Annotated in this window: 25 protein-coding genes; 9 read left to right on the plus strand and 16 right to left on the minus strand. The window is 69.4% G+C overall.

What is annotated here, in order from left to right; translation table 11 throughout:
- Window positions 1-104: 104 nt before the first annotated feature.
- The 3 genes from FM051_RS43100 (at window position 105) to FM051_RS43110 (ending at window position 1794) form a co-directional block, all read left to right on the plus strand.
- Window positions 105-1088 carry a hypothetical protein gene (locus tag FM051_RS43100; RefSeq protein WP_158852884.1) on the plus strand — a complete coding sequence of 328 codons (984 nt, stop codon included), beginning with the start codon at window positions 105-107 and terminating at the stop codon, window positions 1086-1088.
- Window positions 1089-1112: 24 nt separating this feature from the next.
- Window positions 1113-1328 carry a helix-turn-helix domain-containing protein gene (locus FM051_RS43105; RefSeq protein ID WP_158852885.1) on the plus strand — a complete coding sequence of 72 codons (216 nt, stop codon included), beginning with the start codon at window positions 1113-1115 and terminating at the stop codon, window positions 1326-1328.
- 67 nt (window positions 1329-1395) lie between these two features.
- On the plus strand, window positions 1396-1794 hold the full coding sequence (locus FM051_RS43110) for an RNA polymerase-binding protein RbpA (protein ID WP_158852886.1): 399 nt from the start codon (window positions 1396-1398) through the stop codon (window positions 1792-1794).
- A 122-nt stretch (window positions 1795-1916) separates the two neighbouring features.
- Here FM051_RS43110 and FM051_RS43115 read toward each other — a convergent pair whose 3' ends face one another.
- Together FM051_RS43115 and FM051_RS43120 are read right to left on the minus strand one after the other, a co-directional pair.
- On the minus strand, window positions 1917-2060 hold the full coding sequence (locus FM051_RS43115; RefSeq protein ID WP_158852887.1) for a hypothetical protein: 144 nt from the start codon (window positions 2058-2060) through the stop codon (window positions 1917-1919).
- Between the two features lie 80 nt (window positions 2061-2140).
- Window positions 2141-3193 (minus strand): EcsC family protein, encoded by a 1053-nt coding sequence (locus tag FM051_RS43120; RefSeq protein WP_158852888.1) that lies wholly within the window; start codon window positions 3191-3193, stop codon window positions 2141-2143.
- 376 nt (window positions 3194-3569) lie between these two features.
- On the opposite strand from FM051_RS43120, the gene FM051_RS43125 reads away from it, so the two are divergent.
- From FM051_RS43125 to FM051_RS43135, 3 genes are all read left to right on the plus strand, one after another.
- Window positions 3570-4199 carry a NucA/NucB deoxyribonuclease domain-containing protein gene (locus FM051_RS43125; protein ID WP_158852889.1) on the plus strand — a complete coding sequence of 210 codons (630 nt, stop codon included), beginning with the start codon at window positions 3570-3572 and terminating at the stop codon, window positions 4197-4199.
- Window positions 4196-4717: a hypothetical protein gene (locus FM051_RS43130; RefSeq protein WP_158852890.1), complete on the plus strand. Its 522-nt coding sequence runs from the start codon at window positions 4196-4198 to the stop codon at window positions 4715-4717. Before FM051_RS43125 ends, FM051_RS43130 begins: the two co-directional genes overlap by 4 nt.
- A gap of 69 nt (window positions 4718-4786) precedes the next feature.
- A complete protein-coding gene (locus tag FM051_RS43135; RefSeq protein WP_158852891.1) occupies window positions 4787-5593 on the plus strand; it encodes an NYN domain-containing protein in 807 nt (268 codons plus the stop codon).
- Window positions 5594-5782: 189 nt separating this feature from the next.
- Here FM051_RS43135 and FM051_RS43140 read toward each other — a convergent pair whose 3' ends face one another.
- The 8 genes from FM051_RS43140 to FM051_RS43170 all read right to left on the minus strand — a co-directional run bounded on the left by FM051_RS43140 (window position 5783) and on the right by FM051_RS43170 (window position 10252).
- On the minus strand, window positions 5783-6682 hold the full coding sequence (locus FM051_RS43140; protein WP_158852892.1) for a tetratricopeptide repeat protein: 900 nt from the start codon (window positions 6680-6682) through the stop codon (window positions 5783-5785).
- Between the two features lie 68 nt (window positions 6683-6750).
- Window positions 6751-7311: a hypothetical protein gene (locus FM051_RS43145; protein WP_158852893.1), complete on the minus strand. Its 561-nt coding sequence runs from the start codon at window positions 7309-7311 to the stop codon at window positions 6751-6753.
- Window positions 7312-7398: 87 nt separating this feature from the next.
- On the minus strand, window positions 7399-8097 hold the full coding sequence (locus FM051_RS43150) for a Scr1 family TA system antitoxin-like transcriptional regulator (protein WP_158852894.1): 699 nt from the start codon (window positions 8095-8097) through the stop codon (window positions 7399-7401).
- Between the two features lie 403 nt (window positions 8098-8500).
- Complete coding sequence (locus FM051_RS43155) at window positions 8501-8674, minus strand: hypothetical protein (RefSeq protein WP_158852895.1); 174 nt, start codon at window positions 8672-8674, stop codon at window positions 8501-8503.
- Between the two features lie 34 nt (window positions 8675-8708).
- Entirely contained in the window at window positions 8709-8843 is a 135-nt protein-coding gene (locus FM051_RS53450) for a hypothetical protein (RefSeq protein ID WP_274383878.1), read from the minus strand.
- A gap of 83 nt (window positions 8844-8926) precedes the next feature.
- Window positions 8927-9379 carry an NUDIX domain-containing protein gene (locus FM051_RS43160; RefSeq protein ID WP_158852896.1) on the minus strand — a complete coding sequence of 151 codons (453 nt, stop codon included), beginning with the start codon at window positions 9377-9379 and terminating at the stop codon, window positions 8927-8929.
- 100 nt (window positions 9380-9479) lie between these two features.
- The gene (locus FM051_RS43165; protein WP_238413071.1) at window positions 9480-9773 is read right to left on the minus strand and encodes a hypothetical protein; all 294 of its coding nucleotides are present in this window, start codon (window positions 9771-9773) and stop codon (window positions 9480-9482) included.
- Entirely contained in the window at window positions 9770-10252 is a 483-nt protein-coding gene (locus FM051_RS43170) for a 6-pyruvoyl trahydropterin synthase family protein (RefSeq protein WP_158852897.1), read from the minus strand. Before FM051_RS43170 ends, FM051_RS43165 begins: the two co-directional genes overlap by 4 nt.
- Window positions 10253-10648: 396 nt before the next feature.
- Between FM051_RS43170 and FM051_RS43175 the strand changes: the two genes are divergently transcribed.
- A complete protein-coding gene (locus FM051_RS43175) occupies window positions 10649-11512 on the plus strand; it encodes a hypothetical protein (protein WP_158852898.1) in 864 nt (287 codons plus the stop codon).
- A 318-nt stretch (window positions 11513-11830) separates the two neighbouring features.
- Window positions 11831-16096, plus strand: a complete 4266-nt coding sequence (locus tag FM051_RS43180; protein ID WP_158852899.1) for a hypothetical protein — start codon at window positions 11831-11833, stop codon at window positions 16094-16096.
- 553 nt (window positions 16097-16649) lie between these two features.
- Here the strand turns inward: FM051_RS43180 and fxlM are convergent.
- Window positions 16650-17873 carry a methyltransferase, FxLD system gene (gene fxlM, locus FM051_RS43185; RefSeq protein WP_158852900.1) on the minus strand — a complete coding sequence of 408 codons (1224 nt, stop codon included), beginning with the start codon at window positions 17871-17873 and terminating at the stop codon, window positions 16650-16652.
- Window positions 17874-17963: 90 nt separating this feature from the next.
- Between fxlM and FM051_RS43190 the strand changes: the two genes are divergently transcribed.
- Window positions 17964-18497 (plus strand): NUDIX hydrolase, encoded by a 534-nt coding sequence (locus FM051_RS43190; protein ID WP_158852901.1) that lies wholly within the window; start codon window positions 17964-17966, stop codon window positions 18495-18497.
- Between the two features lies 1 nt (window position 18498).
- On the opposite strand, the gene FM051_RS43195 is transcribed toward FM051_RS43190, so the two are convergent.
- The 5 genes from FM051_RS43195 to FM051_RS43215 are packed head-to-tail and all read right to left on the minus strand — an operon-like array spanning window position 18499 to window position 23495.
- Entirely contained in the window at window positions 18499-20208 is a 1710-nt protein-coding gene (locus tag FM051_RS43195; protein WP_158852902.1) for a phosphotransferase, read from the minus strand.
- The gene (locus FM051_RS43200; protein ID WP_158852903.1) at window positions 20202-21026 is read right to left on the minus strand and encodes an inositol monophosphatase family protein; all 825 of its coding nucleotides are present in this window, start codon (window positions 21024-21026) and stop codon (window positions 20202-20204) included. The genes FM051_RS43195 and FM051_RS43200 overlap by 7 nt, the downstream gene beginning before the upstream one ends.
- A complete protein-coding gene (locus FM051_RS43205; protein ID WP_158852904.1) occupies window positions 21023-21601 on the minus strand; it encodes a P-loop nucleotide/nucleoside kinase family protein in 579 nt (192 codons plus the stop codon). Before FM051_RS43205 ends, FM051_RS43200 begins: the two co-directional genes overlap by 4 nt.
- Window positions 21598-22443, minus strand: coding sequence for a nucleotidyltransferase family protein (locus tag FM051_RS43210; protein ID WP_158852905.1), 846 nt, complete (start codon window positions 22441-22443; stop codon window positions 21598-21600). Before FM051_RS43210 ends, FM051_RS43205 begins: the two co-directional genes overlap by 4 nt.
- A complete protein-coding gene (locus tag FM051_RS43215; protein WP_238413072.1) occupies window positions 22440-23495 on the minus strand; it encodes a phosphoenolpyruvate carboxykinase (ATP) in 1056 nt (351 codons plus the stop codon). Before FM051_RS43215 ends, FM051_RS43210 begins: the two co-directional genes overlap by 4 nt.
- Window positions 23496-23603 lie beyond the last annotated feature (108 nt).

Below are 23603 nucleotides of genomic sequence, written 5' to 3' on the forward strand. Positions count from 1 at the left end.
GACGAGCGCTACCGGCTGCATGACCTGGTGCGCGACCACGTGAAGACCCTGGCCGACCAGGACGACGAGGCCACCCGCCTCGCGATACGTCGCCGGATGATCGAGTGGTACCTGCGGCGCACCGCGGCGGCCGACAAGGTCATCAACCCGTTCCCCCGCCGGTTCAGCCCCGTCTACACCAGCCTCGACACCGGGATGCCCCCGACGCCAAGGCCGCCCTGGACTGGGTCGAGACCGAACGAGCCAACCTCCTGGCCGCGCAACAGCGTGCCGCCGACAGCGGCTGGGGTGAGCTGGTGTACGAGTTCGGCGAGGTCCTGTGGAACCCGTTGCGCCCCAACTACACCGCCAGCGAACTGGTGCGGTCCCAGTTCCTCGGGGCCAACGCCGCCGCCGACGCCGGACACATCCTGGAGATCGTCTGCCGCACCCGGCAGGGCTTCGGCGAGACCAACCTCGGACACCACGAGGCCGCGATCGCCATCTGCACCATCGCCGTACAGCGCGCCACCGAGGTGGGCGATCCGTGGCTGGAATCCGGCGCGCTGTCCACGCGCGCCCGCGCGCACCTCAAGGCCGACGATCCCCACGCTGCCCGCCCGGATCTGGAACGGGCGCTGGAGATCGCCGAGGAGATGAACGACGCCCGCAGCGTCGCGCTACGGCACCGCCGCCTCGGCGAAAACGCCCTGCACCCCAAGATCGCCGACGCCAAGCTCGCGGCACACCACCTGCGGCTCGCGGCGAGCATGTTCGCCGGCATCGGCGACCACATCGGCCACGCCCGCACCACCATGCATCTGGCGCGAGCCCTGCCCCTGAACGGGCAGGCCGCCGAGGCGCTGACCGCGCTGACCGCGATCGAGCAGTCCGTGCGCGACTACGGCTCGGTCGGCTACCTCGGCGACCTGTACACCGTGCTGGGCGAAGTCCACGCCGCGCTGGGCAACACCGCCGAGGCCCGCCACCACTTCGGCCAGGCCATCGACTACTACACCGCAGCCGGACCCGGCGCCGACAAGGGCAAGGCCACCGTCCTCGGCCTGCGAGACGCCCTCGACTCCGACCTCGCACACCCGAACGCCTAACCGCCCGAAAGGGGAACCTCCCTCATGGCAGCACCGACCACCGGCAAGGGACGCCGAATCACCGGACCCGCGCGGGACAAGATGGCCGCCGACCTGAAGAAGAAGTACGAGAAGGGTGCCAGCATCCGCGCGCTGGCCGAGTCCACCGGCCACTCCTACGGCTTCGTGCACCGGGTCCTGTCCGAGTCCGGGGTGACACTGCGCTCGCGCGGCGGCGCTACCCGAACCAAGGCTTCCTAGCTCGGCGAGAGCGGGCGCGAGAACGGCTCGCGACGGCAGCACATCCACCACGCGAGCGGAGATCACGATGCCCAGACGGGTCTTGAGGGGATACCGCCTGGGAACCCCGACCGGCGAACCGGACCGCGACGCCCAGCCAGCACCTCGAGCCGAGGTCCGCTTCGCCTGCCGGAAGGGACACGAGTTCACCGTGCCGTTCTCGACAGACGCCGAGGTTCCCGCCACCTGGACGTGCAGGCAACACGGCGTCGAACACTGCCCCCGCCTCGACGACGACACCGCCGGGCAGCCGCCCAAGGGCAAGCCTGCGCGCACGCACTACGTCATGCTCCGGGAACGGCGCAGCGTCGCCGACCTGGAGGTCCTCGTCGACCAAGCCCTCGCGGGAATCCGCCGACAACACCACTCGCCGTACGGTGGCGTGACGATCGGCGATCGGACCTACGGCTTTCGGTTTGACCCATGACGTGCGCACGGGCTGGCCGGCGGGAGCACCATAGGACCAGAACAGGGCTGAGCTGCGGCTTTCGACAGGGACATCGGTCGTGGAGGCCGAAGTCGCCACGGCGTCTGCTGGCCGATCGCGACCTACGTGACGGTGCGTGGTGGATCGTCGTCGTTGCGGTCGCACGACTGCTGCGTCTGTTGCCAGGCCAGGATGTCCGGGATCGCGTTCGTCTGTTGCCGGGCGAGTCGAGTGGCATCGTCACCATCGACAGTCTCGATCGCCACGACGATGTCCGGTCCGACGCGACGCGACCGGTGTGCGGGTCTGTGCTGACGGAACAGGGCTCTAGCATCCAGGTCAGCCGTCAGTCGGCCCGTCGGATGTGCTGCTCGTCGGCGGTCTCTTCCTCGACGATCTCCGCGATGTGGACCGTGTCGTCGCCCAGGTCGAGGTCAGCACCCTTCGTGGTCACGGTGACATCGACCGTCTTCAAGTTGTGCTTCTCGCGCAGGAACCGCTCGCGGTAGAGATGCTCGGCGTCACTGGTCAGGTTGGACAGCAGCCGCGCATTGAGTCCGGCGCCGATCACGATGCCGACGACCGGCACGGCCTGTCCAAGCTTCTGCTTCGTCAGCCGCATTGCGAATCGCTCGTAGAACGCTTTGACGATCTGCGTGACGCCGTTCTTGTTCAGCTGCGCCCACGTCGCCCTGCGGGCGAGGTCGTTCACGATCTTGTTCAACTGGACGTAGGCGATGCTCTTGCCGGTCTGCTGGGCCATCCCGAAGTTGAGGACGCCGAGCGCGAAGACCCTCTCCTGCGGCAACTCGGTGTCGTAGCCGTAGTACGCGGCGGTGTGGGCGATCGCCCTCGTCATCGCACCCAGTACGAGCACAGCATCGGCCGCGATCGCCGCGGCGACCGTGCCCGCACCGGGCGCTGCACCGGCGCCCGCGCCGAAGATGCCGCCGGCTGTCGCGAGCAACTCGCCGCCGGAGACCGCCAGGCCGGCGCCCGCGCCCTCGATCGTACTGAAGGTCGTGTAGCTCAGCCCCAGCCGAGGCTTGGCCTTGTCGATGTCGCGCAGGTCGAGTTTGTGAATGTCGCTCAGCTCGCTGACGGCGTGCCCGCGCTTGGCATAGGCTGCGACGACCGCCTTGCGTCGAAGCGTCGCTTCGCTGGCCTTGTTCACCAAGTTCAGCAATCCGTCGATCGAGTTGTGGACGATCGCGGTCATCTGTTCCGAGCCGGGCACTTGCTCGAACCGCCCCTTGGCGATCTCGCGACCCTTGACCAGGCGATCACGAACGCGCTGCGGCAACAGGTGACGCTCGCTGGCTGCCAACCGCTCGCCGCGCCAGCGCTCGATGTCCTCCCACTCCGCACGCTCATACGAGTTCATCTGCTCGATGCCCACGACCACCCCCTTCGACAGCGAGGACCGCTCCGCCTGTCGCTGACGAACTCATCGGGGCATGGTAATCGGTTCCGTCGTCGACAGCGCCCGGCGTAGCAGTAGACGCTGCTTCGCGTCGGGTTCGACGCCGAGCGGGCGGCAGGAACGGGCGAGTCCAGTGTCTCCGAACCCCTGTACGACACCAACCGGAACTGAACTGACCTGCGGATTTGCGTTTCTGTACCTACGCGGCTCACAGGAGGAACAGAGCCGACCTGCGGAACGCTTGGTCCAGTTGAGTGCCTCCGGGGGACGCGCACCCACACCAGGGAAATCTACTGAGAATCCACCCGGTCAGACTCTGGTAACGCATCGTAGCCGCCTCCAAGATCTTCAAGTGGCCTCCAAAACCAAGACCGGCTTGCTGCCGATCGTGCTGCTCGCCGCAGTCGTCCTCGTGGCGGTACCCGAGGCTCGAAACGAAGTACTCGGATTGATCGACGGTGCCGCAGGTGGGACCGAGCTGGTGGGCGAGGGCGAGACGCAGTTCCTGGTCGCCGCGTCGGCGGCCTCCGAAGTGCACAAATGCGCCCCGGCTCAGGGACTGGCCGACCAGCAGTGCGACGACCTCAAGTTCGTCATCCTCGACGCCGCCAAGATGCCGTTCATCGCCCGCAACATCTCCACCGCCTGGCAGGCCGGCCACCCCGGTGTCCTGACCAAGGACAGGACCGCAGAAGCCGTCAACCGCCGCAAGGTCTGCCTGCCCAGCTTCCCCAGGAAACACGGCGGACAATGCGACGAGTTCCCCTTCGCCAGCACCCGCCAGGGTGGAGCGGGCGCCCAGGAGCAGGAGGTGCCGGCACGGGAGAACCAGTGCCAGGGCGGCACCCTCTCCCGCCGGTATGTTGCCGCCGGCATCGGAGACGGTGATGATTTCCTCGTGGTCATCACCCACCCCGACAAGATCGCGCAAGGCCCGTTTCAGGGCGTCGACATCGCCGAGGACCAGAGTTGGTGCGGATGACCAGGCGACCCGACACGATCATCGACCTGCAGGTCGAGATCGACCACGGCCAGCTCTACATCTACTCCGTCGCCCCCTGGGCCGAAAACCCCGACAACGACGCGGTACTGCGCGCCTTGGACGACGCCCGCCGCTCGGGCCGATGGGTCGGGCTCGCCGACGGGCTTATCGACCTCGTGGTGCCGTTCGGCAAGAGCTTCGACGCCCCGATGCGCGTCGAGGTCTGGTCCGCCGAACCGCCCTCCGACGACACCGACTGGGACCACGTCGTCGACCTGGACTTCGACGTCCACGACGGCCGACTGGTGTTCGAGCCCTCCGGCGGCTTCGCCCCGATCCCGTGCGACCAGCCGTTGCCCTCGGGCAACTTCCGCGTCCGCCTGTCCGCCCGCGGCTACACCGCAGCGACCGGCGGCGCCGAGGGGATGGACCAGTACCGCATTGCCCTATGGCCCCGCAACGAAGACACCCCGCCGACTGTCCGCCGCATTTGGCCGGGATGGGCACAGGTCACGTAGAAGGCGAAGCGTCGACCGGTCGTGTCATCAAGACCGGAGTGCGGCCCGCCGATGGAACAAGATGTGAGGATGCCCGAAGCGGAGGGACCGAGCGGGCAACTCGTCAACGCCTCGGTCGGGGTGTACGTGGACTTCGAGAACCTGGTGTGCGGCGCTGGCCGAGGGCTACCCGGCCGGGCGAACCCGGTGCCGTACGAGGCGATCACCCGACTGTGTCGGGACTACGGCAACGCCGTCATCCGCCGGGCGTACGCGGACTGGGCGAACCCGCAGTTCGGCCGCTACCAGCAGGACCTCGCGATGAACGGGGTCGACCTGATCCAGGTGGTCCGCTTCGGCGCCGCCCGCAAGAACGCCGCCGACATCCGCATGGCCGTCGACGCGATGGAAACGCTGATCACCCACCCCGAGGTCAGCGTGTTCGTGCTGGTCGCGGGGGACGGCGACTACACCCCGCTGGTGCAGCGGTTGCGCGAGTTCGGCAAGCACGTCGTGGGTGTGGGCACCGAGGCCAACGCCAGCCCGCGGCTGGTGTCGGTGTGCTCGGAGTACAAGTACTGGGGCACCCTGGTCGCCCAGGTCGCACCCAACCCGGACGATCACCTCGCCGACGAGTTCGACATCGGCACCGCCGAGGTTCTGCTGGTCGCCGTGATGGAGCAGTCCACCGTCGCTACCCCGACGGCGGGCTGGGTGAAGAACAAGATGATCTCACTCGACCCGGCGTTCGACGAGCGCAACTACGGCTGTCGCAGCTTCCGTGACTTCCTCGCCCGCCTGGCGCACCGTGTCACGGTGGTCGGCACCTCGGGCGGCGATGTCACCCTGGCCCTCACCGACGCCGCCGCCGGGGCAGACCAAGCAGAAGACCACTGACCCCGCCTCAGGGTGGCCGCCGGCCTGTCAGCGCCCGACGCCGTCGAGCCCGAAGTGCTTGTCGTCCCACCGCCGACGCAATTCGGCGAGCCCGGCCCGGTCGGTGACCACCGCCTCGGCGCGCGCCTCGCAGTTGTGGGGTCCAGTGCGGTGCGCTCGGGTCTGCGCTCCTCAGTGGCCGCTGAGGCGTTACCGGCGTTGGCGCCGCGCAGTTCCGCCGGTTGGGTTTGCAGTTTCATTCGGATCGGTGCCGTCCTGGTGCATCCCGTTCAGGGCGGATTCGAGTTCGGCCACCAGGTCCCGGACCCGCTGCGCCGCCGCGTCGTCGGTGCCGATGAGCAGCGCGAGCGCGCGGTTGAACCGACGGTGGGCGACGGCCCGGTCGCCGGACAGCCACAGCGCCCGGCCCAGCAGGGTCAGGCACTCGGCCCGTTCGAGGGCACGTGATCCTGTTGGGCCCGAGCCTGTCGGGTCGGGCAGGTCGTCGAACACCTTGTCGGCGCGGGTCAGGTAGTTGACCGCCGAGTCGAACCGGCCGACCTCGATCATCAGCGAGCCGAGGTGGACCAGTGTCCACGCGGTGCCGGGCGGGTCGCCGTGCAGGAGGTACAGCTCCAGCGCCTCGTCGGCGCATCCGACGACCTTGTGCATCCGGCCCTGGGCCCGGTAGGTCGCGGCCAGGTCGCGTAACGCGGCGGCGGCGGCGTCCGGGTCGTCGTCGCGGAGGCGGTGGATCGCGAGTTCGCGCATGCCGGCGAGGGCGGCGAGCCGGAGCGCCCCCTGGGCGCGCAGGGATTCGGCGGCGCGGCGGAAGGCGGTGGCGAGGAGGAGGGACGTGGGCAGCGCGGCGGCGAGTCCGGCTCCGAGGTCGAGCAGGTCGTGCGACCACGTTTCGTCCACGTCGGTCGGGACCACGGGCCACACGTCGGCGAACAGCGCCACCGCCGTCTCCGGTTCGCCCGTCGCGGCGCGGAGGGTGGCCAGGATGTGGTCGCGGTGCGCGTCGAACCAGGCATGACCAGGGGTCTGCCGGGCGGCCGGCAGGTCTTGGCGCAACCGCGAGGCCGCGTGCCGTGGGTTGTCGCTCACCGGGCGCCATCCTTCCGCGGCCGGAGCAGGCCCGCCGTGCGGGTGGCTCGGGATGTCGGGGTGGGCATTCACGTCGGCGTCTCCCAGCCCGTGTCGGACCGGCCCGGGTTTCGGTCCCGGCGGGCGCGGCCACGGCGACGGAGCCAGATCCGGACGATGTCCCAGGGGGTGCGGCGATTGCGCCGGATCAGGGCGGTGAGACGGTCCGCCTCGGCGGCGCCGAGCCTCTCCAGCACCAGGTCCGTCGCCTCGGTGTGGAGGTTCGAGGGCAGCCCTCCCCGGGCGATGCCCATGACCAGCGCACCGAGGCGGCGCATGTCGTAGAGGTCGGCTCGGCGCATGTCCGATGCCATCGCTTCGGCGGCGGCGGTCTCGGCGACCTGGTGGTTGCCCCGGCGCCTGGCGGCGATGTGCCCGAGGAACAGCGCAAGGCCTTCCAGCACCCGCCGATCCTGCTCGGGTGCCCCGTGGTGCAGCGCACGCAGTTCGATCGTGATCGTGTAGCCGTCCAGCGTCGCCAGGGCGGCTCGCAGCGCGTCGGACTGGGTGATCAGGCCGCTGTCGGGTGCGAGCAGTCTGGACCAGGTCGCGCGTGGGATGGTGGTGCAACCGTCCCGATCGGTGGTCAATTCTCGTCCTTTCCGTGGTGGGGAGCCGAGTCCGGTGGTCCGGTGCGGACGTGCTGCCTTCGCGGCGAGGGACGCGCCGCGACCGCCTTACCGGTTCGGGATGCGGGAGGCCGGATCGACCCGTCGGTGCAGTTCCGTCGCGGTCTCGGCCGGGGTGAGCGCGATCCGGTCCAGGTGCTCCAGCAGTGGCTGGTACGTGGCGTGATCGGCCCCGGTGCTCACGCCGGCGTCGGTGAACACGGTGGAGTCGGTGGTCTCGGTGTAGGACAGGGGGGCGATCGGGCGCGTGAAGGTCATGACCGTGACGGGCTGCCGCAGCGGCGGGTGTCCCAGGATGCCGCTGGAGTTTGCGGGCACGAGTCGTACCTGGTGTCCGGGAATGTCGGCCACGATCGCCAACGCCATCACCTGCTCGTGCATGACCTGGTCGTCCTCGGTGAAGGCGACGGCGTTCTCGTGGATGAAGAAGGTCATGCGGCACCGGGGCCGAAATCGGAGATCGAACCGGCGTTGTCGTCGCATCCGGAGCCGTACCGCGTGGTCGACGTCCGTGGTGTGGGCGAGCGCGGCGCGTGCGTAGTCCTCGGTTTGCCGTAGCGCGGGCACCATCAGCGGGTCGTAGGAGGTGATCGTCTCGGCGATCCGCTCGTGCGCGGCGAGCATGGGCAGGTCGTCGGGTGCCTGCCGGGGGTGGGGGCGGACGTACCAGCCGGCGGCAGGTTCGCGCACCAGCCGGTTGATGCGGGCGCTGGTCTCGGGGTCGCAGTTCAGGGCGCCGAGGGCCACGCCGATGTCCCAGGCGGTCGTACCGCGTGTTCCCCCCCTCCAGCTTGGACAGCCTGCCCAACGTCCAGCCGACCAGATTCGCGGTCTCGGCGCTGTTCAGACCGCGCTGCGTCCGGAGACGGCGCAGCTCCTCGCCGAGTTCCCGGCCCTTGGCGGTCCCGGCCGCGCGGGTCTTGGGGGTTCCGGTGTGGGACGGTCGCGGTGGGGTGGTGCTCTGCACGGTGGAAGCCCTTCCATGCCAATCGGATCGGATCGTGGCGGAGCGCCGCCGGAGCGGGTTGTCCGACCGCACACGACCCCGGCCGAACTTGTGCGGGGTTCGGCCGGGGTCGTGTGCGGTCGGACAGCAGGGGGAGGCGCTGCCGACCTGGGTGGGCCTCCGTTGGGGGCCCTTCGGGGATGGTCAGGTGGCTTTCCAGCCCTTCGGGGGATCGAACGTGGGCCTCGTGCCGGCGGCGGCCCACCGCTGCTCCAACTGGTCGCGCTGCTTGTCCGGCTCGGCGCGGATCTCGTCGGGTGAGGCGGTGACGAACCATTCGCCGATCGCTGCCGCCGCCTCGGCAGTCGTGGCAATCACAGGTTTCGGGGATCTGCGGGAAGGTTCTCCGTCATCACGCCCTCCGATCGGGCTGGGGGTCGTCGAGGGCGCTGTATTCGAGGCAGCCCTCGGCGGTCAGTGCCTCGCGAAGATCCAGGCGGACGCCGTCCGCGGGCCGGGCTGCGGTGAGGCTGGGTGCCGACAGCATCGTTGTCTCGGTTCTTCCGGGAAGGTCGAATCGCGCGAGCGGCGAGCCTGTGGACTGTCGGGCGTTTGCGTGTGCGCCCGTCGTCAGGACCTGGACGGCCACCACGGGGTCTCGGCGGTCAGGGTGCCGCTGCGCAGTCGTTCCGCGATCACCGCCGGGCGCACGTCGATCTGGTGGAGGTCCGTGTCGGCGACCCACCGCACTTCGCCCTCGTTCCACTGCACGGCCTCGGGGTCGGTGATGGTCACGTCGAACAGCAGCGCCAGCTCGTAGACCGGCGGCCCGTTCGGGTCGGTGTGTCCGTGAAGTTCCACGGTGGCGCAGAAGTCGAGGTGCGCGATGTCGGCGTCGACCTGCTCCCGTAGGACGCGACGCAGCCCGTCCTCGACGGATTCCCCAGGCCGTACGAGCCCGCCGGGCAGGCGGTAGGCGGGGGCGTGCCGGTCCCGCAGGATCAGGATGCGCTCGTCGTGTCCGACGAGGCCGTACACCGCGACAAGCGGACCGAGAGCGGAGGTGGTCGGGGAGTTCATCATGGAGCTCTCAAGTTCAGTGGGCAGGGCGTTGTCGAGGCGGCGCCCGGAGCCGGGTTGCGGACTCTCGTGACGTGGGCCGCCTGCTTGTGGTGGACCGGTATCAGAGGGCACGGGCGTTCTCCCACAACAGGATGTGCAGTCGCGAGGTCAGATTCCAACCTCGGGCAAGCACCGGGTCGGCCAGCAGCCGCATCCGGTCCAGCACCGTGGTGCTGTCGGTACCTTCGGGCATCGGCGGGGTGTCGCAATACATAAAGGACAGGTGGCAGCGGAACAGACGCAGGAATCGCGCGAGCCAGCCCTGGCTGGCCCCTTCTCCCTTTCGGAAGGTCGGGCCGAACAGCTCGTTCACCGCCAAGGTCGCTGCGGCCTCCGGCATGGCGGACGTCGTCACGACGCCGTGGGCTCGTAGACGGCGGTGTTCAACTTGGTCTCGCGGACCACGACCCGTTCGACCTGCGCCCCCTCGGCGCGGGGAAGCCCCGCCAGCACGCTCTCGGCCACCCGGCCCAGCAGCACCGCGACAGCCTCCACCGTGGGCCACGTCAAGCCGTAGCCGAACCTCTCGGCATCGTCGGCCGGGTGCTCGACGCCGAAGCGGAACACCCTGTTGCCCTCGGCGATCAACGGCGCGATCAGCCGGTCCTGGACACCGAGCATCGTGGCGTGGTCGAGGTGCTCGTCGATCCACCGCCGGAGCCCGACCTTGAGCGCCCCGAACTCGACCACGGTCACCTCGGGACTCAACTCCGGCGCGCTCACGGTCACCGCGACCGACCAGGAGTGGCCGTGCAGACTCACGCACTTGCCACCCAGGTGCGGCAGGCGATGCCCGGACTCGAACGAGTGCTCGACAGTGATCTTGTGCGGCATCAGCGGACCACCGTGTTCGACCAGCCGGTCGACGCGGACGATCGCGCCGGTTCCGCCTCGCGCATCTCCACTGAAACGAACTCGCTTTCCGCAGCGGCAGGGACGGCCGGGACCGGGTATGGCCTGCAGTGACCGGTCGGGGGGCGGCCACCGCAGGCCGAAGCAAGTCAACGCCGACGCCATTACCGATCACCAGAGCGGCCGTGCGGCGAGGACGAGGCGTCCACGGGGCGCCGTAGGCGTTGACCAGCGCCTTTGACTCATCGGAGCGAGCGGATGGGATTGCAGTCCCGCTGACCTCGCATCTGCGGAAGCCGGTCAGACCGCCGCGTGGTTGCCACGCGGGACACGCAGCCTGAACCGACGTGTGCAGATCGGGGCTGCCATCCTGAACCGATGAGCACCTCCGGTCCGGGCCGCGGTCGTGACGACTTGGGACGCGCGCTGTTGGCCCAGCACCCACGTGGCGAGCAATGGCGACAGCTTGATGTGACCATCGCGAACCTGACCTTCGAGCAGATCACTCGCATGGGCTCGCTTGGCGAGGAGCGCGCCTCCGATCGCCAGGCCGTCCGGGACAGGATCATCGCGCGGATCACCGATCCCGAATTGGCCGGACGGCTCGCCTCCCGATGGATCCGATGGAAAGACACCTTCGGCCTGCCGATGCCCGCCGAACTCGACGACCCGATCGCAGTGCTGCACCACCCCTACCTGCTGGCCCAGCAGGCTTCACCGGAACACTCCGGCTGGCACAAGGTGGTCCTGCCCGTGTTCGACGCCGGGCTGGCGATCGCAGCGGCAGGCCACGACGACGCGGGAATCGCCGACTACGAATTGCTCACCGCTCCTTGGCGGCAGACCTGTCTGCCCTCGCGATACACCGCGACTGACGCCTACGGCCCGCACACCCAAGCCGCGCTGCGAGTCCTGCGCCATGCCGAAGCCGCGCAGGCAGGGGTTGTGCGCCGGATGGGTCGGGTGTGTGCGGAAATCGACGAGCAACGCTGGGAAGCGGCTTGTGCTGCGGTCACCGAGGCGTCGATCGCGTGGGGGTTCCCGCTCCGGGCGCGCTCCCTGTACTGGGAGACCGTTCCAGCCGCCGAGGACGCCGTCGGCGAGTCACCCACAGACACGTCGGTCGTCAACGCACTGTGGGGCGCGGCGATCTCGCAGTCGTTCGCCGGACGACTCGACTCCGACACCAGCGCGCTGTTGACCAGCCCTTGGCGGACGGCGGGACTTTCACTCCCTGGATGACCCACCTCGCCGCGCTCCACGGCAACGGTCAGGTCCAGCCTCTGCTGACACTGAGGTGTGACTTAGCGCTCCAGTTGGCCAGTTGAGCATGGTTGTTGGCCAGCCTGCCGCTCAAGCTGGCCCGGACGTCCCGCAATCCAGCGCACTGTCATGCCGATGGGCGGTAGGCAGTAGCCGCGTCATCCCGCTCGGATTGGCGGGCCCGAAGAAACATCGAGGGTGTCGCCGGGCTGGCGGCACCCTCGCCGGTCGGAGTCGTGTCGGTGGTGCGCGTCAGACTGGTGGTGTCGGTGGTGACCCACGAACGGGAGCGGACGGTTGGACGAGGCAGAGTTCGCCAGGTATCTCGAGCTGGGTCACGAGAACGCTCGGATCATGGGGCTGGCTGCGAATCACTGCCAGCACATGCGGTTCGTGGAGTCCGGCGGCCGCGGGATGCTAGAGGAAACGACCGGGCTGCCGTTGAACTCGCGGCGGGTGGAGTGTCCAGTCGCCATCGGGAACACATCCGGGATGCGGTTGGACCATGTGACGTTCGGGTTCTACGCCGAGCACTGCGTGGGCTGTGACATGCGGAACCCGACAGGGCGACTTCCAAACCTAGAGACCGAGGCTCTAACCCGCCGGCAGGAGGCCGAGGCCCAGGAAGCCGAGCGGGCTGAGAAGCTGCGGGTCCGGGCTGTTGCGCGTGCTGGGCGGGTGGAGCGACGGCGGAGCCTGCGGGCGTCCGCGGACCCGGCGACCGTTGGCATCCTGGACGACCTCGATGTTCTCGATCCGGACCCGGCGGTTGACGTCGACGCCGACGCGACGGCTGCGGCGCGGCGCCGGTTGACGACGGTTGCTGGTCGTGCGGCGGACCGGTTCGATGAACGCATCATCGACGAGCTGTTCGATGCGGTGGAGAGCGTCGGGCTTGCCGAGCTGCTGGAGCCGTTGCGGCATCTGACGTCGCGGCGACCGGAGCTCGCGGAGCGCCTGGTGGCGACTGCGCTGGCGGCGTTGCGGACGGTCTCGACGTTGGAGGCGGGCCGCTGCGTGACCGACCACCCGGACTTGGTGGACGCGGCGGCGGTCGATGATGCGGTCATCTGGGCGGTCGTGGTGTTGGCGGGGTCGAAGACACCCGGTGACCATCATTTCTCCGGTCCGACGCCGGTGGTGCAGGCGAACGATCCGGGCCCGTTGCGGGTCCTCGCAGACCTGTGTCCGGACAAGCTGGTCGCCCGCCTGGGTGGGATGCTGCCGCGGCCCGCGGTGACGGGCATCATCGTGAACCCAGCGCACCAGCCGCAGCTGGTCTCCGATTTCGACCGGCGGGCCGCCGCCGGCGCTGTTGAGCATCTCGCGAGCACCCATCTCGAGCTGGCTGTCCAGCTGTTGCCGAATTTGGCCGTTTCCATGTGCGTTCCACCGCAGGACAGTTACGACCCAGGCACGGTCGGGACCGCCGAGAGGGCAGTCGCCCGGATGTTCATCGCCGCGCCCGTCCGGATTGCCGGGCTGCTGGAGGAGGCGGGCCGGCACGCGGCCGAAAAGATTCGGGACGGCCTTGTCGGCTCGGTCCGACATGCCCTGGACATGATCGACACCGAGTACGTCCACCGTCGCGCTCATGACCCGGTGGCGACGCCTGAGGAGGCGGCGGCGGTCACCGACGCGGCGTTCGTGTTCCTCCTCACCCGTACGGATGAGTCGTGGGGGCACGAAGTGACGTTCTCCGCAGCCGAAGCCATCGAGCGGATGGGCCACTGGCGCAGCGACACCCTCGCCGGACGCTTGGACGCGACCCTGGGTGCGTTCGTGACGCTGACCCGGCACCGGCTCACCGAGCAGAAGAGCGTGCTCATCTCTACCGCTGCGCCGGACCCGCTCGCGTGGATGGAGGCGGGGTCGCGCAAGAACAGCCTGTACCAGTCCGCCCGACGCCTGCTGAGGGCGGTGGAGTCCGCATCATCGACTGACCCGTTGGCGGTGTGCGAAACCATCACGACGCTCATCACGAGCGAACGCGACAGCGACCTGGGTTCCGAGGTGGTGTACCCGCTCTTGGCCACCCTCGGCGAGGTCGGCCGCCGCCACGGGAACCAGCCCGGAGTGCTCCAGGCCATCCTGCCGACCCTCCACACCTACCTGGTCGATGCCGACCCCGGACCACGCGCCGCAGCGCTCGATGCCTGGACGACCATCGGCAGAACCCACGCCCTCCCGTCGACGGTCGCGGACCTACTCCCGGCACTCGTCTCGGACGCATACATCGTGATGATCGACGCCGTCCTCGAGGCCGCGTACAGGCTTCCTTGGCCGGACCAGGAGTCCCGGATTCGGCTGGCTCTTCACGCTGCGACGGTGATGGAGGGCATCAACGTCTCCAGGCACCTGGACACGTTCCTGACCTCGCTCGCAGCGCTGCGGCGCCACGTGCCGGACATAGCTGCGCTCGCTGAGCTGGAGAAGAAGGCCCTGGCACGGGTTCCGGAACTCGAGTGGCATCAGGCGACCAAGGTGACCGAGCAGCCGTGGCAGCCGGATGCACGAGTTGCACCGGAGCTCGCGGTGTTGTGGTTGACGCTGGCACCCCGGAGGACTTACGGGCTCCGGCAGCACGACGAGGCCGAGGAGGCGTTGAACGGGCTTCTCGACTGCGGCGCTGGTCTCCTCGGTCTCCAAGCGGCCGACATCATCAAGGTCGGCGCGGCACACTCTCCGGAGTCGCACTACGGATCCATGGAGTACGCCGAGGTCCTCGCCCGAGCAGAGCGCCGGACCGATGTCCTGGCGCTGCTCGAGAGCGCGCTGACTCGTATCCCGAACGAGCCGGCGCGCAGCTCACAACGCGCCCTGGTCACGCTCGCGGGCGCGGTCGGACGCCTGCAGGTGAACCTAGAGCCGGACTTGCCAAACAACGCGAACGTCCGAGAGGCGGTCGACGAGGTCGGGGCAGCGATCGGCATCTGCCTGGGTCACTCCGAGGACAACCTTCGGTGGCTGCGGCCGTTCGCGAAGGCCGCCGCAGTCCGGGCAGCGATCGCCTGCACCTTGCTCGACGTTCCGATCCCGGCGGAGGTCACCACCGGGCTCGCGGACACTCCGGCCGACCAGGCGGCGGCCGACTCTGCCGACCCGGCCGAACAGTTCAAAGCACGCGCGCAGCGGCTGCGCGACCTAGCGACCGCCCTTCAGCGCGGCGGGAGATCCACCGGGACAGCGACACACGACGGTGTCGTCATCACCGGTCGGCTGCTCGGCGCTGTCGCACACCTGCTCGACGCCGAGGGCGCCGACCTGAACGCCGACCTCATTCAGGCCCGAGCGCACCGGACCGCAGCAGCACGCCGCGCCGCCGCCATCGACCTAAACGCATACCGGGACGACGACCCGCTCCTTCCGCGCGCCCGAGCCCTCCGGGCCGCCCTCGCGGCAGATCCCGACCCGGCCGCACCCATCGACCTGGGCACGGTTCTCACCGCTACGGCCGGTCTCCCGGCGCCGTTGCTGTTCATCCGCTCACCCGAACGTCAACACAGCTTCAGGCCGTGGACGCCGCCCGCCGACCCTGAGCCGGACAGCCCGACGGTCGCGGTTGCCCTGGTGTCGATCGACGACACGCTCCTCACCGGTCCCGCCATCGTCAACCCGGCCCTCACTCACACCCTGACCCTGCAATTGCAGACCGACCCGTGGCCAGCGTGGGTCGAACGGCTGGACGCCGAACTGGTCAGCACCCTGAACGAAACCGAACTCCAGCGGCCCGCGCTCACCTGGCAGCGCCACCAGCACACCGGTGATCCGGACACCTACGAAGGGACTGGCAGCCTCCACGTGCGGTACGCCGTCCCTACCACCCAGCACGCACCCCCGGTCCTGGTGCGCCTCACCTGGCGCGGCACCGACGAGGACGGCAACCCTAAGAGCCAACCCCTCGACGTCGCCGGCCACCGCGAGTTCCGTGTCCGCCCCTACGACCCAGCCCGCGACGCCACCACCCAGTACGAGGTGTTCGACGAGCACCTCCTCGGCATCTACGAGAAGCTCGCCACCGCCGGCTATCCGCACAACCAACTCCAGCCATTCGCCCGACTCCTCAACGCCATCTCCCGCGCCGGGCTCGCCATGACCTGGAACAAGAAATACCGCCGGGGCCAGTACGTGAGCGAACGCCAGTTCCACAACGATCTCCACGCCGCCCTCCTCGCCGACCCCGCCCTCGAAGGCCGAGTCGAACGCGGCACCGCCCTCGGACACGGGTACCTCGACACCCGACACGACGGCATCACCGCTGAACTCAAGGTCGCGCGCGACCAGCCCGTCACCCCCGAGTCCGCCACCAAGTACATCGGCCAGCCCACCCAGTACGCCGCCGCCGACGGCGCCCGCCTCTCAATCCTCGTCGTCCTCGACATGAGCCGAAAGGTGCTGCCCATCGGCACCCCCGAGAACTACCTATTCGTCCTCGGCCCCAAGCAGCACGGGATGACCGCCCCACACTCCCCCAGCGTCGTCGTCACCCTCGTCATCAACGGCAACCTGCCCGTGCCCAGCAGCTGGTCCCGCCGCAGGACCCCGACCACCGACACCCCGTGACCCGAGGCGCCACCGGCGAACCACGCCCCCGCCGCATCGACCACAGGACCTGTCACCAGGACCTCGAATCCTGCGGCGCCGCGATCCCGTCGAAACGGCGCAACGTAGCTCAGCCACCCGCCCTTGCGGACGCACCTTCCGCTCATAACGCGTTGAGTGCGTTTCGGCCGTTCTCCCCGCGAGACGGCACCGTGCGACTTTTCGCGGTAGGTGGCACCAGGACAGGGTTGCGGCCTGCGCAAGCGAGGCCGGCTGTTCGCGCTAGTTGGCACTGGATGGTCAGTCTTGTTGTCACCTGCTCAAGCAGATCCCGAACGCCTACCCCGACAACCTTGCCGCCGACACTGACTACCAGCGCTGATAGACGAACAGTGACCCGCCCATCCGATCGCAACGCTGGACGATCGACGCGAGTGCCAACCATCGCGTCCAGGTGTCATCTATCGAGAAAAGTCGCACACCGACGGCAGCCGAGCGTCACGCTGGCCAACTACCACGCTCAACTGGCCAACTCGGGCGCTCAGTCTCATGAGGTCGCAGACCGGCGACGAGATCATCCGGCCGGGTTGTAGGTGAGGACGAACCTGCTGTGGGTCTTGTCGATGGCGGGGCCCGCCAGTTCGCTGTCGGGGGTATCGGCCGGGTAGACGATGAGCGATGGCGTGTGCTGGTTCCGCTCGGGCGCCCAGGATCGGATCTCGTCACAGAGGTACTCGGTCAGATCGTCGGCGGCCGGGCCGTGACCGATCGCGCCCAACTCCCATCGCACCTCGTCGTCGGATTCCAGGCGGCGGGCGGTGAGGTAGACCAGCGTGTCGCCGTTGACCAGCGCCATGCGCCACCACCCTGCGACCGGATCGCACACCTCGGGTGGGACGTCGGCGTGGACCTTGATTCGGCACACGCGCGGGTCGGTCACGGTCAGGCGGAGCCAGAGCCCGTCGTGCGACTCGTTCCTGGCGATCGTGGTCCCGGACCAGGCGGTGACACGCGGCTGGTCGAGCACCCCGTGCAGCGCTTTGGGGTCCACGGCCTGGTCGCGGTCCCAGTGGAGCGTGACAAGTTCATCGGCAGTGATTGAGCCGCTGAGTTCGCCCTCGCCGTCACCAACCAGGTACACGAAGCCGCACAGGTGAAGCGAATCGGCCACCAGACGGCCGTCGGTGTAGGTGAAGGCGACGCTACGTCCCTGGCCGCGCCAGCGCAGCGGGGCGACCAGCCGACCTCCGGGCGCGAGCTGCTTCCACCACTGGGCGGGGATGTCCCACGGTGAGACGGTGGCGATCATGCGGTCGTACGGCGCGTGGGCGGCATAGCCGAGCCCACCGTCGCCGGTAACGACGTGCACGTCGCCGTAGCCGGTCGCGGTCAGCGCTTGTGAGGCTTTCGCGGTCACGTCCGGGTCGATGTCGATCGTGGTCACCAGGTCCCCCCGGCCGGTCAACTGGGCGAGCAGGCAGGCGTTGTACCCGGTGCCGGCGCCGATTTCCAGGATGCGGTCGCCGGGTTGGACGTGAAGCTGGTCGAGCATCGCCGCGACCAACCAAGGCGCCGACGCGCAGGACAACGACCGGCCGTCTTCGAAGCGATGAGTGATCACCGCTTGCCATGGGTCGTAGGCGACCACCAGATCAGCTTCCGGCACGAACTCATGGCGTGGTGTGTCCAGCAGAACCCTCTCGACCTCTTTGAGCTCCGCGTACCCCACCTTGCGGACCTTGGCGACCATCTCCGCGCGCAGCGTCTCCGGCGACGAGGTGGTGGTATCGGTATCCATCGCTTCCCTACTCCTTTATGGATCTTGGCGGCTGTATACAGCTCGGCCGAGCACACAGGCCGTGCCCGTTGGACCTGGCAAACTCATGGAGTGATCAAGCACTTCACATCGAGCGTGTTCGTCTTCGGGCTGGTCGGTGGAATGTGGAAGCTGGGTGTGATCGAGCATCCTCGGCTGCGGCGTTGGATGATCGCCGGTGGTCACGTCGAACCGGGCGAGTCGCAGGTTGATGCCGCACTTCGCGAGGTCGAAGAGGAAACTGGCCGACAGGTTCGGTTGGTGCGGCCCCCTGGTCCAGCTGTCCCGCCCAAGTTTCCGCGCACGGTGCTGACGATGCCGTGGTGGATCACCGAGCAGCCGGTGCCGCCGGATGCGCACTGCGGGGATCGTCACGTGCATGTCGATCACCAGTACGTCGGCCTTGTCGCCGACCCTGATGAGGTGACCCGGAAGCCGGAGCACCTGTTCCGCTGGGCAGGGCTGGAGGAACTCGACGGCCTCGCGATGTTTGCCGACACACGGCTACTCGTGGGTGGCTTGTTCGCGGTCGTGCCAATGCTCGGCGCTGGTGACCTCGACGCGGTTTCCATGCTGACGTCGCTGGCGGGCGATGTGCAGTCGTGATTCAGCCTTGGAGGGCGCGGACCCGCTCGTGCAGAGCGGTGAACTCGTCGACCCGCTTGGTGCGCTGCTTCCACAGCACGGCGAGCCACCGCAGCGCGATGGTGCGCCGCGCGGCGTCGAATCGGGCGCGGTTGGCCGGTGTGACGCCGAGATCGGCTTCGGCGCTGGTCCAGACGTCGTCGGGAATGGCGCGGGCGCTGATGTGCTCGATGTGGTCGGCAGCGTCGACGGCGACGTCGGAGAAGCCGCTGAATTCGAAGTCCGCGACGTAGGTGGTCTCGCCGTCGTGGAGCCAGTTGAGCAGGTTCGCGTCGCCGCGGGAGTAGACGCGGGTGGCGGGCTGCGCGAGCAGTTCTGCGTCGCCGCTGTTCTCCCATCGGTGTAGGAGAGCGAGCATGTCCGGGGTCTGGGGATCGTCGGCGGCGTCGGCGAGCTGGCCGGGCCAGACGTCGGTGAGCCGGGCGATGTAGTGGCCGATGGAGTCGACGCGCTCCAGGCTGGCCAGCGGCTCGCTCAGCGGGACGTTCTGCAGAGCGCGGGTGGTCTTGGCCAGCGACTTGATGGCCGACGCCGGGTCGAGGACATCGAGGATCGGGGAGCCGGGCAGCAGCGTCATGCCGATGGCCGGCTGTTCGGTGTCCTCGTCGAGCCACAGCGGTTTCGGTGCGCTGCCCAGGCTGCTGGCGTGGGTGAGGCCGTGCCATTCGCGCTCGACGCGCTGTCGGTCGGTCTTCTTGTAGAGCTTGATGCACATCGGCGTGGGGGCCGCAGGCCAGGCGAAGACATCGTTGTTGCGGCCACCGTCGAGTGCGTGCAATCCGTGTTCGTCGAGCGTGGCGGCCAGTGCGTCGGCTCCGGCCGCACGCGCGGTGCGCAGGGCGTTGAGCAGGTCGGTGGGAGCGGTGTGCTCGCGGTGGCTGGCCAACGTGGTCATCGTTTCGGACTCTCGGTTTCGACTCGGCACGGATGGACGGGGTCTGGCGGGGCCAGCGTAGGAGACGGGCCCGGCGGTTTCGTGGTGCCCCGCACACGGGCTCAGGTCGATGTCGCCCGTCTGGCTGATCTGACGCAGGGTGGCGTGAATGGCGAGGTGAGTGTCGACCGGGTCGAGTTCGGTGACGTCGAGGACGGTGAGCTGGGGGTCTCGTTCGGCAAGCAGTGCGTAGGCGTGGTCGACCCAGGTGAGGTGAGCGCGCTGCTCGCCGGTGAATGCGGAGCGGCGGTTTCCGCCGCGTTCGTCAGCGCGGCGGGCGGCGACGTCCGGGGGCACCCGCAACCACAGCGCTCGGGTGGGGCGCGGCCCGGCCAGGGCTGTGAGGGTGTTCAGCCAGTCGAGAGCGACGTCGGCGGGGGCGCGGTGCTCGCGGAGGAGGCTGGCGATCGCGTAGGAGGCCATCGTGTGGATGCCGCGGTCCTCGATGACGATCGTGCCGGGTGCGGCTGCCAGCGCCGGGTCGAGGACGGTGGCGACGAGGTCGGCCCGGATGGCGGCGGTGATCAGGGTGTCGGTGATCGCGTCGCCGGTGCGCAGGAAGGGGTCGCCGCTGGTGCGCAGCAGGTCGACGAGGGTGGCTGCGACGGGATCGGTGCCCAGGGTGGCCAGGTCGGGCAGGGCGGTCACGGAGTGACCGCTGGCGTGCAGGCACCGGGCGAGCATGCGAGCCTGGGTACTTTTGCCCGCTCCGGGCAGGCCCTCGAAGGTGATCAGCACGCCACGACCTCCTCGCCGGTGAAGCCGTTGATCGCGCTCGCACGCTGGACGATGTCGAGGATGTCCTCGATCAGGGCGGGTGCGGCGGCGATTGTGCAGCGCGAGGTGGTGGTGTGGTCGGTGCCGTCGAGATCGGTCACGTGGGCGCCGGCTTCGCGGGCGATGACGGCTCCGGCGGCCATGTCCCAGGTGCGGTTGCCGAGGGTGATCGACGCGCCGAGGGCGGAGTCGGCCAGCAGCGCGAGGTCGGCCGCGGCGGATCCGAGCATCCGGATGCGTTGCGCGCGGGGCGCGAGGGCGGCGTGGATCGCCAGCATGGTCGCGTTGCGGGTGGCGGCGCCGGGCCCGGTGCCGTAGTCGCCGATCGCGACGATCGCCTCGGCGAGCCGGGCGGAGCCGGTGACGCGGATCGGGTGTCCGTCTCGGCAGGCTCCGAGGCTGTCCGCCGCCCAGTACGTGCGGCCGAGCTGGGGCAGGGCGATGACCCCGAGCAGGGGGTCCTCGTCGACGACCAGGGCGAGGGAGATGCCGGTCAGCGGGATGTCGTGGGTGAGGTTGGCGGTGCCGTCGACCGGGTCGATGACCCAGCGGGTGCCGCCGGTCGGGCCGCCTTCCTCTTCGCCTTGGACACCGATTCCGGGGGTGGCACGGGTCAGCTCGTCGCGCAGGATCCGTTCGATGGCGAGGTCGACGTCGGTGGCCATGTCCCGGTCGCCTTTGCCGGTGCAGGTGCGGGGGCGGTGGGTGCGCAGGAACTCCGCGCCGCGCTCGACGGTCGCCTGCGCGATCAGCAGCAGTCCTGGCAGTTCGGTGGTCACGAGGTCTCCACGGTGGTCGGGGCCAGCGGACGGGTCACGGCGCCGGACGGAGCGAGGGTGTCCAGGTGGCGCAGGACGATGTCGAGGTTGGTTGCGACCGGCTTTCCGGTGTCCAGCAGCAGTTTCGGGCCGCTGATCGGCACGGCGGTGGCGGCGAGTTCCTGGTGTAGCTGCGGGGTGCGGTTGGCCGCTGGGTGGAGGCCGTACTGGTGGTCGGCCGCCAGTCGGGTGTGGGCGACGTCGACGGGGCAGACACATTCGAGCAGCAGCAGGGGCTGCTGGTGCGCAGCGGCGAAAGACCGCAGGTCCTCGACCTGGCCGGGGGCCAGCCAGGTCCGTCCGTCGATCACGACAGTCGCGGCGGGGTCGCGAAGCCATTGCCAGACCGCGGTGGCGAACAGGACCTGGACGCAGTGATCGTCCTGGTCGCGGGTGTAAGTGGTGTGCTCGGTGCCGAACAGCGTGTGTCGGACGGCGTCTTTGCGCAGCAGCAGCGCGCCGGGAATGTGGCTGGTGAGCTGCTCGGCCAGCGTGGTCTTGCCGACGCCGGGCAGCCCGGCCAAGGCGATGATCATTGGTGCGGCTCCTCGTCGGAGGGAAGGCGGGCCGGGGCGACGGGCAGCAGCGGCCAATGCGAGCGCAGCACCGACCAGCCAGCGAGGACGTCGGAGTGGTGCGGGGTAGGCGGCTCGGCCGCACGGACCTGGCGGATCGCGTCGGCGACAAGCGCCCAGCGCGGCCGGGCCGCGAGCCGGGCCAGCGTGTGGTTGGCCGCGTCGGAGGGCGCGAGGATGGGGAGCGGGTTGTCGTGCGCGGGAACGGTGATCCCGGCGCGGCGGGCCAGCAGCTCGGTGACGTCGTCGTCGGTGCCGCCGCGGGGCAGGGTCGTGGCCAGGTCTACGACGATGAGCGGAACGATCGGGTCGCCGGTCTGCCGCGTCCAGGTCCCATTGCCCCGGCTGGGCTGGTAGCCCTGGGTGCGAAGGACGGCGTGCGCACGTTCGGCGTCGTCGGGCGCGATGAGCAGGTCGATGTCGCTGAACTGGCGGGCGCCGGTGCCAGCGTAGAGGGCGTGTTCCACGCTGAGCCCGCCGAGCACGACGGCGGAAACGCCGGCGGTGTCCAACGCGGCGGTGTCGGCGAGCGCGGCCACGCGGCAGGCGTAGGTCTTGTACCGGTTGGTGCGCAGCGTGCTGTCGAGGAACCGTGTCACCGTGCGGTCCAGCTCGGGGATGGGGTGGTCGTGCAGGTACGCGGCCAGCAGGCAGAGCGTCTTCGACCGCAACGCCTGCTCGAGTACCGCGCCCAGCTCGGCCACCACGGCGCGGGCGATCATCTCGTGGCTGTCGGCACCGGTGCCCCAGCACAGGGCCCGGACGGCGTCCTCGGCGAGGCGGCCTGTCCGTCGGTCGGTCATCCCCGACCACCCGGCCCGGCCGGTCGGGTGGCTGGTTGGTCGAGCAGGGCAGTCACGCGGGCTGCCAGCGCGGCGGGAGAGTCGGTGACCGGGATCCGAACACACGGCACGGTCCGGGCGAGCTGGTCCGCGACGGTGGTGAGCGCGAGCGCGGTCTGATCTTGGTCGGGGGGCAGCAGCCAGTGGTTGCGGTGCGAGGTGGTGCGGGTGACCGGGTCGTGCATGAAGAACTGGGTGCGCACCAGGACGTCACGCACCTCGGCCGCAGGCACTGGCTCGGGCAAGAAGTCGCGATCGCTGCGGTACGGCCAGAGCATCAGCGTGGGCTGGAGCTCGCCGAGGATCTGCGTGTTGGGCAACGCAGCCCGCAGCTCGCCCGGCTCGATCGCGATCTTGCCGCTGGGCGTGGACTGGCCTGCCGGGGTGTTCCGCTGTTCGGCGGGTAGGAACCTGTTCATCCCCGGCACGGCGCGCAGCGTGCTGGCGGTAGCGCGCAGGTGCATCGGCCAGGCGTAGCCGACCATGCCGACGCTGCCGGGGTCGCGACGGAGCAGGAGCCGGTCGTTGGTGACGAAGTCCCCGCCCACCAGCCGCAGCGCGCTCAGCAGCGTGGTGGTCTTGCCCGCGCCCTTCGGCCCGGCGATCAGCAGGCCGCGATCGGCGCGTACCAGCGCGGCGGCGTGCGCGTAGACCGCGTCGTGCTCCAGAAGCTGGGCGGTCATGGCCTGCCGCACGAGCCGGGCGGCGAAGAACCGCGCGGCGTCCAGGTCGCCGGCGTGCACGGTGATCGTGCCGAGCGTCTCGTCGAGGTGCACGAGTGTGGCGCGGTCGCGGATCCAGAACGCCCGGCCGCCGGGCACGCTGATCGACTGGGCCTGCAGGTTCGGGCCAATGTCGTGGGAGTCGGCCTCGGCGAACAGGACGACAGCGGCGGCCTGGTCGACGTGCACGTCGGTGTGCAGGGTGATGGTCCACCGGCTGGCTGCTGTCCTGGTGCGCGCGTATGAATAGAGCGTGGTCTCCGCGCCTCTTACTAGTGCCGCATCAGGCAACGTTCGCCCTGTTGACGACTGCGCGTAGGTGTTCGTCCCGGGCGTGTTTGTTTCGCCAGATGATGTAGCGGCGGATCATGCTGCCCTGCTCTTTGTGGCTGGGGTGGT

It is taken from the genome of Saccharothrix deserti (genome assembly GCF_009769385.1).
GTDB lineage: Bacteria > Actinomycetota > Actinomycetes > Mycobacteriales > Pseudonocardiaceae > Actinosynnema > Actinosynnema deserti.

Coding starts and splice junctions, on each gene's coding strand:
- FM051_RS43110 (WP_158852886.1), top strand. CDS start 1,396: ATGCCCAGACGGGTCTTGAGGGGATACCGCCTGGGAACCCCGACCGGC.
- FM051_RS43160 (WP_158852896.1), bottom strand. CDS start 9,379: ATGATGAACTCCCCGACCACCTCCGCTCTCGGTCCGCTTGTCGCGGTG.
- FM051_RS53450 (WP_274383878.1), bottom strand. CDS start 8,843: ATGCTGTCGGCACCCAGCCTCACCGCAGCCCGGCCCGCGGACGGCGTC.
- FM051_RS43105 (WP_158852885.1), top strand. CDS start 1,113: ATGGCAGCACCGACCACCGGCAAGGGACGCCGAATCACCGGACCCGCG.
- FM051_RS43210 (WP_158852905.1), bottom strand. CDS start 22,443: ATGACCGACCGACGGACAGGCCGCCTCGCCGAGGACGCCGTCCGGGCC.
- FM051_RS43205 (WP_158852904.1), bottom strand. CDS start 21,601: ATGATCATCGCCTTGGCCGGGCTGCCCGGCGTCGGCAAGACCACGCTG.
- FM051_RS43135 (WP_158852891.1), top strand. CDS start 4,787: ATGCCCGAAGCGGAGGGACCGAGCGGGCAACTCGTCAACGCCTCGGTC.
- fxlM (WP_158852900.1), bottom strand. CDS start 17,873: ATGGATACCGATACCACCACCTCGTCGCCGGAGACGCTGCGCGCGGAG.
- FM051_RS43175 (WP_158852898.1), top strand. CDS start 10,649: ATGAGCACCTCCGGTCCGGGCCGCGGTCGTGACGACTTGGGACGCGCG.
- FM051_RS43130 (WP_158852890.1), top strand. CDS start 4,196: ATGACCAGGCGACCCGACACGATCATCGACCTGCAGGTCGAGATCGAC.
- FM051_RS43170 (WP_158852897.1), bottom strand. CDS start 10,252: ATGCCGCACAAGATCACTGTCGAGCACTCGTTCGAGTCCGGGCATCGC.